Raw genomic sequence first — 12877 nt, 5'->3', positions numbered from 1 at the left:
GGTCGTGGCGTCCGGATTCCGGGGCCAGGCGTCGGTGCCCGCCGCGCTGCCTGCCTGACACCGGGCGCCGGCGACCGGTCGGCGGGGGCGAGGTGCGCCTCACCGAGACGCGCACGACGGCCTCGACGCGCCCGACCTACGCTGGGCGGCATGTCGGAGCAGCCGGTCGACCGCCGTCCCCGTTCCCGCGACGTCACCGACGGGCTGGAGCGCACCGCCGCGCGCGGCATGCTCCGCGCGGTCGGCATGACCGACGACGACTTCGACAAGCCGCAGATCGGCGTCGCGAGCAGCTGGAACGAGATCACGCCGTGCAACCTCAGCCTGCAGCGGCTCGCGCGCAGCGCCAAGGACGGCGTGCACGCGGCCGGCGGCTTCCCGATGGAGTTCGGCACCATCAGCGTCTCCGACGGCATCTCGATGGGCCACGAGGGCATGCACTACAGCCTCGTGAGCCGCGAGGTGATCGCCGACAGCGTCGAGGTCGTCATGCAGGCCGAGCGGCTCGACGGTGCCGTGCTGCTCGCCGGCTGCGACAAGTCGCTGCCCGGCATGATGATGGCGGCCGCCCGGCTCGACCTGGCGGCAGCGTTCGTCTACGCCGGCAGCATCCTGCCCGGCACGGCGAAGCTGTCCGACGGCACCGAGCGCGAGGTCACCATCATCGACGCCTTCGAGGCCGTCGGTGCGTGCGCCCGCGGGCTCATGAGCCGCGAGGACGTCGACGCGATCGAGCGGGCGATCTGCCCCGGCGAGGGCGCGTGCGGCGGCATGTACACCGCCAACACCATGGCCAGCGTCGGTGAGGCGCTGGGCCTCAGCCTGCTCGGCAGCGCCGCGCCGCCCGCGGTCGACCGCCGCCGCGACGGCTTCGCCCGCCGCTCCGGCGAGGCGGTCGTCGGCATGCTCGAGCGCGGCCACACCGCCCGCGACATCCTCACGCGCGAGGCGTTCGAGAACGCCATCGCCGTCGTCATGGCCTTCGGCGGCAGCACGAACGCCGTCCTGCACCTGCTCGCCATCGCCAACGAGGCCCACGTCGAGCTGAGCCTCGACGACTTCAGCCGGATCGGGGCCAAGGTGCCGCACATCGGCGACCTCAAGCCCTTCGGCGCGCACGTCATGACCGACGTCGACCGCATCGGCGGCGTCCCCGTCGTGCTGCAGGCGCTGCTGGACGCGGGCCTGCTCAACGGCGACTGCCTGACCGTCAGCGGGCGGACCATGCGCGAGGACCTGCTCGCGCTCAAGGCGCCGAGCCCGGACGGGCGGGTCATCCGGGCGCTCACCGAGCCGATCCACGCGACCGGCGGCATCACGATCCTCCACGGCAGCCTCGCCCCCGAGGGCGCCGTGGTGAAGAGCGCCGGCTTCGACTCCGACGTCTTCGAGGGCACCGCCCGCGTCTTCGACGGCGAGCGTGCCGCGATGGACGCGCTGGAGGACGGCACCATCACCGCCGGCGACGTCGTCGTCATCCGCTACGAGGGTCCCAAGGGCGGCCCCGGCATGCGGGAGATGCTCGCGATCACCGGCGCCATCAAGGGCGCCGGGCTCGGCAAGGACGTGCTGCTCCTCACCGACGGCCGGTTCTCGGGCGGCACGACGGGGCTCTGCGTTGGGCACGTGGCCCCCGAGGCGGTCGACGGCGGCCCGGTCGCGTTCGTCGAGGACGGCGACCGGATCCGCCTCGACGTCGCCGGCGCGACGCTCGACCTGCTGGTCGACGACGCGACGATGCAGCAGCGGCGGGCCACGACCACCCCGCGCGAGCCCGCCCCGCCCCGCGGCGTCCTGTCCAAGTACGTCCGGACGGTCCGGTCGGCGAGCCTGGGCGCCGTCACGACCTGAGGGCCGACCGGGCGGACCCGCCCGGGTCGGGCGCGGGGACCGCGCGCGAGCCGCGGCCCATCCGTCATCATCGACCCGACACCCACATCGGACGGACGGGGTCGACGGTGCGAGGACCGGACGGCACGCCACGCGCGCTGGCGCTCGGGCGCGCCCTCGTGTGGGCCGTGCTCGCCCCGCTGACCGGCGTCGCCGTCGCCGGGATCGGGCTCGTCTCGGGCGCACCCGCCTTCGTCGCGCCGCGGCACGTCCCGCTCCTCGCCGGTCTCGTCGCGCTCGCCGCGGGCATGTCGTGGCGCGCCGCCGGGTCCCGCGGTCGCGAGCGGCTCGCCTTCGCCGCCGCCGCGCTCGTCGCGCCGCTCGGGGCGGTCGTCACCCTGTCGGGCAACCACGGCACCGAGGGCGTCGCCCTCGCGGCCCGGGCGGGGGTGGGCGCGGTCCTGCTGCTCGCGGTCGTGCTGTCGCCGGGCGTGCGCCGCAGCGTCGACCGCGCGCTCATGCTCGTCCTCGAGGGATGGGTCATCTCCGTGGCGCCGCTGCTGGCGGTGCTGCTGCTGATCGCCGCGAGCCGGCCCGGCGACCGGCTCGAGCCGGTCCCGCAGCCGGTCGTCGGGCTGTGGGTCGTCGTCGACGTCGTCGTGCTGTCGCTGCTCGTGGGGCTGCTGCGCCGTCAGCCGCCGGGGGAGCGCTCGGCCGTCGCGCCGCTCGTCGCCTCCATCGCGGCCGCCACCGCCGCGGACACGGTCACGTGGCGCTTCGGCTCCGGCGGGCCCGCCGACGTCTGGGCGGACGCGCTGTGGACCACCGCCGTCGTCGCGGCGGCGGGGGCCGCGCTCGGGCGCGGACCGCTGTTCTGGCACCCCGGTCCGCTGCGACGGCGCGCGAGCGACGTGCAGCCGAGCGAGGAACCGCCGCTGGCCCGGCACGAGGCCCGCACGTGGCTGCCCGTCGTCGTGACGGGCTCCGTCGTGTGCGTCGTCGGGACGCGGGCCGTGACGGGTCCTCCGACCGAGCCCGCCGTCATCGGCTTCACCGCGTCGCTCATCGCCGCGGTCCTCATCCAGACCGCGCTGCTGCTGCGCGAGCAGTCCCGCCTCGCGCGGCGGCTGCACGAGACGTCCGTCCGGTTCCGCACCATCGTCGACGGCTCCAGCGACGTCGTGGCGGTGTGCGACGCCCGGGGGGTCGTCGTGTTCTCCAGCCCCGCCGCCCGGGCCGTGCTCGCGCTGGAGCCCGGGGAGCTGGAGGGACGCGAGCTCACCGGGCTCGTCCACCCCGCCGAGCGCCACGACCTCACCGAGGCGCTGTCGCTGGGCCGGCAGGAGTCCGTCGTCGTCGACCGGGTCCGGCTCACGCGCGCCGGCGGCGGGTGGCGGCACGTCGAGGTGCGCGTGCACCCGCACGACACCCCGGCGGTGCCCGGCGGTCTCACCGTCGTCATGCGCGACGTGTCGGAGCGGGTGCGCCTGCAGCGCGAGCTCGAGCGGCGCGCCCGCTACGACGCCCTCACCGGCCTGCCCAACCGGTGGTGGTTCGGTCGTGCTCTCGCCCACCGGGTCGCCGAGGGCCTGCCGACGTCGGTCGTGTTCATCGACCTCGACGAGTTCAAGGCGGTCAACGACACCGAGGGCCACGCGGTCGGCGACCGCCTGCTCGTGGCCGCGGCCCGCCGGCTGCGCTTCGCCGTCGCCGAGGACGACGTGGTCGGGCGGCTGTCCGGTGACGAGTTCGCGGTGATGGTGTGCGACGACGACGTCGAGCGCGTCCGGGCGGTGGCCGAGAAGGTGCTGGAGGAGATGGTGACGCCGTACGCCGTCGGCACGCGGCGGCTGCGCGTCACCGCGAGCCTCGGCCTCGCGGTCGCGAACGGCGCCGCCGGTGCGGACGAGGTGCTGCGCGACGCCGACCTCGCCATGTACGAGGCCAAGCGCGACGGCGGGCGCAAGGTCGTGGTGTCCCACCCGCGGATGCTCGCCAGCGCCGTCGAGCGCTCCGAGCTCGAGCGACGCGTCCGGGAGGCCGCGGAGGGACAGGACTTCGAGCTGCTCCACCAGCCCGTCGTCGACCTCGTCGACGGTCGGGTCGTCGGTACCGAGGCGCTGCTGCGCTGGCCCGGTTCCGGGGTCGGTCCCGCCGTCTTCGTGCCGTCGCTGGAGCGCAGCGGCCTCATCGTCGAGGTCGGCGCCCACGCGCTCGACCTCGCCCTCCGTCAGGCGGCGCGGTGGGCCGCAGCCGGCCGCCGGCTCACGGTGGCCGTCAACCTGTCACCGCTGCAGCTCGCCGACCCCCTGCTCACCGACCGGGTGCGCGGGGCGCTCGCGGCGCACGGCGTCCCGCCGGACCGGCTCACGCTGGAGGTCACCGAGACGACGCTGCTGCGCGACCTCGACGCGGCCGCGGAGGTGCTCGAGGCGCTGCGGGCGACCGGCGTGCGCGTCGCGCTCGACGACTTCGGCACCGGCTACTCCTCGCTCGCGCACCTGCACCGGCTGCCGCTGGACGTGCTCAAGGTCGACCGGGCCTTCGTGCGGGCGGCGGCGGTCTCGGACCGCGACCAGGCCGTCCTCCGTTCGATCGTCCAGCTCGGCCAGGAGCTCGGCCTCACCGTCGTGGCCGAGGGCGTGCAGGACGTCGAGCAGGTGCACCTGCTGCGGGCGCTGCGCTGCCCGCTGGGCCAGGGGTTCCTGCTCGCCCAGCCGACCCGGCCGGAGGACGTCCCCGAGCGGGTCGTCGTGCCGCCCCGGGAGCCCGAGCGCGAGCAGGCCCACCGGGCGCGCCTGGCCGACGACGACGGCTCCGCCGGCCCGGCGCGTCTCCGACCGGCCGACATCCGGGACGCCGTCCCGCATCCTGAGACGCAGGGGGTCGGCACCTGACACCTCCCCGAGGGGGGCGTACCGTCACGTGCGTGGCACAGGGCACCACCTCCCGCGTGGAGGTACTCGTACTCGGCAGGCGCGTCGCCTGACCGAGCCCCGAGCCACGGTCCCAGCGACGCGCGACCCCTCACCCCGGCCCGGGGCGGAGGGGTCGTCCCGTGTCCGGGACCGGCCGGCGCGGGGATGCCCGACCACGGGGGCCGACGACGCCCCCGACCGCACGAGGAGGAGCAGCATGACGGAGACGCGCACCGACGGCGCCAGCCCCGTCGCGCCGGCGCAGGCGCGGGCCGAGCAGGCCCGGGCGGCCCAGCAGCGCCGGCACGACGGGCGGACCATGACGGGGGCCGAGTCCCTCGTCCGCTCCCTGGAGGCCGCGGGCGTCGACGTCGTCTTCGGCATCCCCGGCGGCGCGATCCTGCCCGCCTACGACCCGCTCATGGACTCCGCGGAGGTCCGGCACGTCCTCGTGCGGCACGAGCAGGGCGCGGGGCACGCGGCCGAGGGCTACGCCGCGGCGACCGGCCGGGTCGGCGTCTGCATGGCGACGTCCGGCCCGGGCGCGACGAACCTCGTGACGGCGATCGCCGACGCCCACATGGACTCCGTGCCCATGGTCGCGATCACGGGCCAGGTGTCGTCCTCGGCCATCGGCACCGACGCCTTCCAGGAGGCGGACATCACGGGCATGACGATGCCCGTCACGAAGCACAACTACCTCGTGACCGACCCGGCCGAGATCCCGCGCGCGGTCGCCGAGGCCTTCCACATCGCCTCGACCGGCCGCCCCGGCCCGGTCCTCGTCGACGTGTCGAAGGACGCCCTGCAGGCCACGACGACGTTCCACTGGCCCGAGCGCATCGAGCTGCCCGGCTACCGGCCGGTCACCCGCCCGCACAGCAAGCGGGTCCGCGAGGCGGCGCAGCTGCTCGCCTCGGCCCGCCGGCCCGTGCTCTACGTCGGCGGCGGCGTCGTGCGCGCCGGCGCCGCCGCACCGCTGCGCGAGCTCGCCGACCTCACCGGCGCCCCGGCCGTCACGACGCTCATGGCCCGCGGCGCGCTGCCGGACTCCCACCCGGCGAACCTCGGCATGCCCGGCATGCACGGCACGGTCGCCGCGGTGGCCGCGCTGCAGAAGGCCGACCTCGTCGTCGCCCTCGGCGCGCGCTTCGACGACCGCGTGACGGGTCGCCTCGACTCCTTCGCGCCCGGCGCGACGGTCGTCCACGCCGACATCGACCCGGCGGAGATCGGCAAGAACCGGCACGCGGACGTGCCGATCGTCGGTGACGTCAAGGAGGTCCTCACCGACCTGGTGACGGCGGTCCGCGCCGAGCACGACGCCGGTCACCGCGCCGACCTCGGCGGCTGGTGGCAGCAGCTGGACTCCCTGCGCGAGCGCTACCCGCTCGGCTACGCCGAGCCCGACGACGGCTCCCTGTCGCCGCAGTACGTCATCGAGCGCCTCGGCGCGCTGTCCGGACCGGACGCCGTCTACGCCTCCGGCGTCGGACAGCACCAGATGTGGGCGGCGCAGTTCGTGCGCTACGAGAAGCCCGGCACGTGGCTGAACTCCGGCGGGCTCGGCACCATGGGCTACTCGGTCCCGGCGGCGATGGGGGCGAAGGCCGGCCTGCCCGACACCACCGTGTGGGCGATCGACGGCGACGGCTGCTTCCAGATGACGAACCAGGAGCTCGCCACCTGCGCCATCAACGACATCCCCATCAAGGTGGCCGTCATCAACAACTCCAGCCTCGGCATGGTCCGGCAGTGGCAGACGCTGTTCTACGAGTCGCGGTACTCCAACACCGACCTGGGCAGCGGTCGGGCGGGCCTGGGCGCCGAGCCGGTCCGCATCCCCGACTTCGTCCGGCTCGCCGAGGCCTACGGCTGCGTCGGCCTGCGGTGCGAGACCGCGGCCGACGTCGACGCGACGATCGAGAAGGCGCTCGCGGTCGACGACCGGCCCGTCGTCGTCGACTTCGTCGTGCACCGCGACGCCATGGTGTGGCCGATGGTGCCCGCCGGCGTGAGCAACGACGCCATCCAGGTCGCCCGGGGCATCGCCCCCGAGTGGGACCGCGAGGACTGAGGAGCCCGACCGTGCCCACCCCCTCGCCCCGCGCGTCCCGCCACACCCTGTCGGTGCTCGTGGAGAACAAGCCGGGTGTCCTCGCCCGCGTCTCCGCGCTGTTCGCCCGCCGGGCCTTCAACATCACGAGCCTCGCGGTCGGCCCGACCGAGAACCCCGCCGTCTCGCGCATCACGGTCGTCGTCGACGTCGAGAGCCAGCCGCTGGAGCAGGTGACGAAGCAGCTGAACAAGCTCGTCAACGTGCTCAAGATCGTCGAGCTCGAGCCCGACGCGTCGGTGCAGCGCGAGCTGCTGCTCGTCAAGGTCCGGGCCGACGCCTCGACCCGCGGCGACGTGGCCCAGGTCGCCGCGCTGTTCCGTGCCGCGGTCGTCGACGTCTCGACCGACGCCGTCACGATCGAGGCGACAGGTCGCCCCGAGAAGATCGCCGCGCTGCTGGAGGTGCTCGCCCCCTTCGGCATCCGCGAGCTCGTGCAGTCCGGCGCCGTCGCGCTCGGCCGCGGCGGCCGCGCGATCGGTGACCGGGCGCTGCGGCCCGCCTGAGCGGCCGACCCCGCCCACCCGACCGGAACCACCCCGACAGGCCCGACCAGCAGAGGAGACCCACCCCCCATGGCCCACATCTACACCGACGCGGACGCCGACCTCGCCGTCATCCAGGACCGCGTCGTCGCCGTCATCGGCTACGGCTCGCAGGGCCACGCCCACGCGCTGAGCCTGCGGGACTCCGGCGTCGACGTCCGCGTCGGGCTGGCGGAGGGCTCGCGCAGCCGCGAGCGCGCCGAGGCGGAGGGGCTGCGCGTCGTGACGCCGGCCGAGGCCGCCGCCGAGGCCGACGTCATCATGGTGCTCGTGCCGGACCAGGTGGCCCGGAAGGTCTACGCCGAGGCGATCGAGCCCAACCTCGCGCCCGGCAAGGCGCTGTTCTTCGCGCACGGGCTCAACGTGCGCTTCGGCTACATCACCCCGCCCGAGGGCGTCGACGTCTGCATGGTCGCCCCCAAGGGCCCCGGCCACCTCGTGCGCCGCGAGTACACGCAGGGCCGCGGTGTCCCCGTCCTCGTCGCGGTCGAGACCGACGCGAGCGGCGAGGCGTGGGACCTCGCGCTGTCGTACGCGCGCGCCATCGGCGGCCTGCGCGCGGGCGGCATCCGCACGACGTTCGCCGAGGAGACCGAGACCGACCTGTTCGGCGAGCAGGCCGTGCTGTGCGGCGGCGCGAGCCGGCTCATCCAGGCGGGCTTCGAGACCCTCGTCGAGGCCGGCTACCAGCCGGAGGTCGCGTACTTCGAGTGCCTCCACGAGCTCAAGCTCATCGTCGACCTCATGTACGAGGGCGGGATCGCCAAGCAGCGCTGGAGCGTCTCCGACACCGCCGAGTACGGCGACTACGTGTCGGGGCCGCGGGTCATCGACGACTCCGTCAAGGCGCGCATGAAGGACGTCCTCGGCGACATCACCGACGGCTCGTTCGCGAAGCGGTTCTTCGAGGACCAGGACGCGGGCGCGCCGGAGTTCCGCCGCTTCCGCGAGGAGCAGGAGAAGCACCCGATCGAGGCCACCGGCCGCGAGCTCCGCAAGATGATGGCGTGGGTCTCGGACTCCGACGACGACTACACCGAGGGCACCGCCGCCCGCTGAGCGCGGGCCCCCGCACCGCCCCGCACCGCGCGGACGCACGGGCGGACCGGGTCGGCCGCTACCCCTCCTGCTGCGGCAGGTCGGCGTAGAGGTCGACCCGGTTGCCGTCCGGGTCCAGCACTGTCGCGTAGCGCATGCCCCACGACGCGTCGAAGGGCGCGACGTGCGAGCCGCGCCCCAGCGGCACGAGCGCCTCGTGCAGGGCGTCGACGTCCGCGGGCGAGGCGCACCGTGCGGCCAGCGTGAGCCGGCCCGCGCCCGGTCCGCTCCACGTGTCGGTCGAGAACGAGCGCATGACGGCCTCGGTGTCGGCCATGAGCGTCGTCCCGCCGGCGTCCCACGCGAGGTGCCCCGACTCGTCGGGGTCCGGGACGTCGCCGCCGAGCGCGCGGTAGAAGGCCGCGGTCGCCGCGAGGTCGCCGCTCACGATGCCGACGGAGTCGACGCGGGCGCGCGGTGGGGCGGCGCCGGTCGTGCCGGGGCTGCTGGTGTCCATGGGGGCAGGCTGCCGCCGGGCACCGACGTCCCGGTGGGCGCCGGTTCCTCCTACGCCGCACCATGGCGGCGTGAGCAGCCGCGACGCCCCCCAGCCGCCCGAGAAGGTGTGCCGGGTCTGCGGGCGGCGCTTCGCCTGGCGGGCGAAGTGGGCCGAGGACTGGGACCAGGTGCGCCACTGCTCCTCGGGCTGCCGGCGCCGCGGACTGCGGCCGGTCGACGAGCGGCTCGAGGACGCGCTGCTCGACCTGCTGGCCCGCCGGGCCCGGGATGCCACCGTGTGCCCGAGCGAGGCCGCGCGGCTCGTGGCCGGACCGCGCGGGGAGGTCGACGAGGCGGCGTGGCGGGCCCTCATGGAGCCCGCCCGGATGGCCGCCCGGCGGCTCGTGGCGCGCGGCGAGGTCGAGGTCACCCAGCGCGGCCGGGTCGTCGACCCGAGCACGGCGAAGGGCCCGGTGCGCGTCCGCCGTCCCCGCTGAGACGGCGCGCACCGGGCCCGGGCCGTCCGCGCCGGGGGGTCCCGTCACACGGCCGGGGCGAGGGCCGCGGCGGGCGCCACCGCCGAGGCCCGGTGCGCGGGCCACAGCGAGGCGAGCACCGCGACGGCCCCCACCCCGGCCGGCACCGCGACGAGCCACAACCACGGCACGGCCACGACGACCTCCTCCGCGCCCGCCACGAGGGCGTACGTGCCGGCCACGCCGTAGCCGACCCCGAGCACCGTCCCCACCACCGCGCCGACCGCGCCGAGGACGAGGGCCTCGAGCGCGACCACGCGCCGCAGCCGCGCCCGGCTCAGCCCCAGCGCGCGGAGCAGGGCGTGCTCCTGCCGCCGCTCCACCAGCGACAGCGAGACGGTGTTCGACACCCCGACGAGCGCGATGAGCACCGTGACGGCGAGCAGCCCGACGACGACCGCGAGCAGGGTGTCGAACGTCCGCTGCACCGAGCCGACGAGGAGGACGGGCGCGTCGACGCCGGCCGCCGGGTCCGCGGCGAGCGCCGCCGCCGTCACCGCGTCGGTCGCGGCCACGACCTGCCCGCGGGACAGCCCCTCCTCCAGCGCGAGCGCGAGGGTCGGCACCGGGCCACCGGCCCCGAGGGCGTCCGTGGGCAGCAGCACCGGCAGCGGCGTGTCGGTGTCGACCACGACGACCGCGGTCGCGGTGGCGCCGCCGCCGGCCGCGCCCTCGACGCCGGTCACCTCGCCCGTGCCCACCCGCACCGTGTCGCCCGTCGCGACGCCGAGCTCTTCGGCGACGGGCGCGGACAGCACGACCGCCCCCGGGCCGGGGGCGGTGTCCGACGCGGGCACGACGGCCTCGAGCGCCCCCGCCCACGCGGTCGTGCCGTAGCTCGTGACGGCGTCGTCCGCGGCGGCGCCGGTCCGCTCGACGACGACCTCCACCTGCGCCGCGGCCACGGCGCCGGACACCCCGGCCACCTCCCGCACGTCCCGGACGAGAGCGTCGCGCGCCGCCGGCGACAGGTCCGCGACCGTCACGGTGACGTCGACCGGCACGTACCCGCCGACCACGGCCGTCGACGTGGCCCGCAGCGAGGCGGCGCCGACCGCGGCCGTCACCGCCAGGGTCACGCCGATGAGGACGGCCGAGCCGGTCGCCGCGGTGCGGCGCGGGTTCCGCCCGGCCGAGGCCGCCGCGAGGTCACCGGCCGGTCCCAGCGCGCGCAGGGCCGAGGCGAGCACGGCGGCGACCCGGGGCAGCACGGCGGTGGCGAGCACGAGCACGCCGACGAAGGACACGAAGGCCGACGGCATGGCGACGAGCACGCGCTCCGAACCCGTCCCCGTCCCCGCCCCCACGACGACACCGACCGCGCCCGCGAGCACGAGCAGCACGCCGACCGCGCGACGCACGCGCGAGACCCGCAGCGTGTCCGGCACCGCCTCCACCGGCCGGAGGGCGACGAGCGGCGACACGTCCCGCGCGCGCAGCAGCGGGGCCGCCGCCGCCACGAGGGAGGCGACGACGCCCAGCCCGAGGGCGAGGGCGACCGTCAGGGCGTCCGGCACGGGCACCGGGACGCCCGCAGGCAGGTACGGCGTCGCGACGGCGCGCGCCGCGACGGCGCCCGCCCAGCCGACAACGAGCCCCGCGGTGCCGCCGACCACCCCGGTGAGCGCGGCCTCGAGGAGCCCGGAGCGCCACAGGTCGCGCCGGGTCGCCCCGACGCAGCGCAGCAGCGCCTGCTCCCGCACCCGCTGCGCGAGCAGCACCGACCACGTGTTGGCGACGACGACGACCGCGACGAGGACCGCGAGCGCCGCGAACGCGCCGACGCCGGTCTGCAGCACGAGGACGAGGGTCGCGCTGGAGCGCATCCGCTCCGCGCGGACCTCGTCCGCGTCGACGGCCTCGCCGCCGGCCTCCGCCGCCAGCGGTGCGACGGCCTCGAGCAGGGCGGGGGCGGCCGTGTCGGCCGTCCCGGCCACGAGCAGCTCGCCGGTGCCCGCCCCGAGGTCGAGCGCCTGCTCGGGGGACAGGAACAGGCCGGTGACGGGCACGTCGGAGGCGAGGCCGGGGTCGACGACGCCGACGACGTCCAGGGTGACCTCCCCGCCGGCGGTGCCGGGCCCCTCGACGTCCCACCTGGTCAGCCCGACCCGCTGCCCGGGGGTCGCGGTGTCGGTGACCGCGACCTCGCCGGGCGCGGACGGCCAGCGCCCCGCCGTCAGGGTGCCCCAGCGCAGGTCGCCGGCCGGCGGCGTGGCGAGGACGAGCACAGGGCGCGTGCCGGGGACGCCGGGCAGCGCCGCCTCGTGCATCGCGGTGCCCGTGCGGGTGACCGACCCGACCCCCGGCACGGCCGCGACGCGTCCGGGCAGGGCGGCCGCGCCCGGGCGGGTCCAGTCGACCCGGACGGCGACGTCCGCGCCGGCGACCGACGCCGTGTCGGCCTCGCGGACCACCCGCTCCACCTCCGTCCCGACGAGCTGCACGAGCACGGCGAAGCCGACGGCCAGGGTGAGGGCGAGGACGCACGCGACCGCACGTCCCGGCGCCCGCAGCAGCCGGGCCACGGCGACGCCCCTCACGCGGCGCTCCCGCGCGAGAGCCGGGCGAGGGCGTCGAGGACGACGGCGGGCTCGGGGTGCCCGTCCAGCCGGCCCACGAGGCGGCCGTCGGCCATGAGCAGGACCCGGTCCGCCCACGACGCCGCCACCGGGTCGTGCGTCACCATGACGACGGTCTGCCCGTGCTCGCGCACCGCCGCGCGCAGGACGTCGAGCACCTCGTGCCCGGTCGTCGTGTCGAGGTTGCCGGTCGGCTCGTCGGCGAACAGGACGGCGGGACGGGACACGAGGGCGCGCGCGACGGCCACCCGCTGCTGCTGCCCCCCGGACAGCTCGTGCGGGCGGTGGCCGAGGCGGTCGGTGAGGCCGAGCCGCTCGGTGACGGTCCGGTACCACCCGGCGTCGACCGTCCCCCCGGCCAGGCGCAGCGGCAGGCGGATGTTCTCCGCGGCCGTGAGGACCGGCACGAGGTTGAAGCCCTGGAAGACGAACCCGACCCGCGCGCCGCGCAGGCGGCTCAGCCGCTCGTCGTCCAGGCCGGACAGGTCGACGCCGTCGAGCACGACCTCGCCCGCGCTCGGCCGGTCGAGGGCGGCGAGGCAGTGCACGAGGGTGGACTTGCCGGACCCGGACGGGCCCATGACGGCGGTGAAGGTGCCGCGCGGCACGTCGACGTCGACGCCGTCGAGGGCCACGACGGCCGCGTCGCCGGCGCCGTAGGTGCGCCGCAGGCCGCGGGCGCTGACGGCGAGGGCCGCGTCCGGTGCCGCGCGGCCCGCGGCGGAGGGGACGGGGAGGGTCGGTGTCTGCATGCCCGCGACGCTAGGAACAGGCCGCCGGCGGAGTCGTCGGCCCGCGGGACGATCCTGCGGGCCAC

General features: G+C 76.5%; 9 protein-coding genes. 6 read left to right on the top strand and 3 right to left on the bottom strand.

What is annotated here, in order from left to right:
* The first annotated feature begins 150 nt into the window (after positions 1-150).
* From ilvD to ilvC, 5 genes are all read left to right on the top strand, one after another.
* Positions 151-1851, top strand: coding sequence for a dihydroxy-acid dehydratase (ilvD, locus tag WAA21_RS11970; protein ID WP_336923039.1), 1701 nt, complete (start codon positions 151-153; stop codon positions 1849-1851).
* A gap of 107 nt (positions 1852-1958) precedes the next feature.
* Positions 1959-4727 carry a putative bifunctional diguanylate cyclase/phosphodiesterase gene (locus WAA21_RS11965; RefSeq protein WP_336923038.1) on the top strand — a complete coding sequence of 923 codons (2769 nt, stop codon included), beginning with the start codon at positions 1959-1961 and terminating at the stop codon, positions 4725-4727.
* A 238-nt stretch (positions 4728-4965) separates the two neighbouring features.
* Positions 4966-6825, top strand: a complete 1860-nt coding sequence (locus tag WAA21_RS11960; RefSeq protein ID WP_336923037.1) for an acetolactate synthase large subunit — start codon at positions 4966-4968, stop codon at positions 6823-6825.
* A gap of 11 nt (positions 6826-6836) precedes the next feature.
* A complete protein-coding gene (gene ilvN, locus WAA21_RS11955) occupies positions 6837-7370 on the top strand; it encodes an acetolactate synthase small subunit (protein ID WP_336923036.1) in 534 nt (177 codons plus the stop codon).
* 69 nt (positions 7371-7439) lie between these two features.
* Positions 7440-8468, top strand: coding sequence for a ketol-acid reductoisomerase (gene ilvC / locus WAA21_RS11950; protein ID WP_336923035.1), 1029 nt, complete (start codon positions 7440-7442; stop codon positions 8466-8468).
* A 58-nt stretch (positions 8469-8526) separates the two neighbouring features.
* Here the strand turns inward: ilvC and WAA21_RS11945 are convergent, their stop codons facing one another.
* Positions 8527-8964, bottom strand: a complete 438-nt coding sequence (locus WAA21_RS11945; protein WP_336923034.1) for a VOC family protein — start codon at positions 8962-8964, stop codon at positions 8527-8529.
* Positions 8965-9034: 70 nt separating this feature from the next.
* Between WAA21_RS11945 and WAA21_RS11940 the strand changes: the two genes are divergently transcribed.
* Entirely contained in the window at positions 9035-9442 is a 408-nt protein-coding gene (locus WAA21_RS11940) for a DUF3253 domain-containing protein (protein WP_336923033.1), read from the top strand.
* Between the two features lie 44 nt (positions 9443-9486).
* Here the strand turns inward: WAA21_RS11940 and WAA21_RS11935 are convergent, their stop codons facing one another.
* A complete protein-coding gene (locus tag WAA21_RS11935) occupies positions 9487-12021 on the bottom strand; it encodes an ABC transporter permease (protein WP_336923032.1) in 2535 nt (844 codons plus the stop codon).
* Positions 12018-12812 carry an ABC transporter ATP-binding protein gene (locus tag WAA21_RS11930; RefSeq protein ID WP_336923031.1) on the bottom strand — a complete coding sequence of 265 codons (795 nt, stop codon included), beginning with the start codon at positions 12810-12812 and terminating at the stop codon, positions 12018-12020. The genes WAA21_RS11935 and WAA21_RS11930 overlap by 4 nt, the downstream gene beginning before the upstream one ends.
* Positions 12813-12877 lie beyond the last annotated feature (65 nt).

Origin of the sequence: Aquipuribacter sp. SD81 (genome assembly GCF_037153975.1) — a bacterium.
Classification (GTDB): domain Bacteria; phylum Actinomycetota; class Actinomycetes; order Actinomycetales; family JBBAYJ01; genus Aquipuribacter.
Note: the sequence above shows the minus strand (reverse complement) of the source record. Positions and strands in the feature narration are given on the sequence as shown.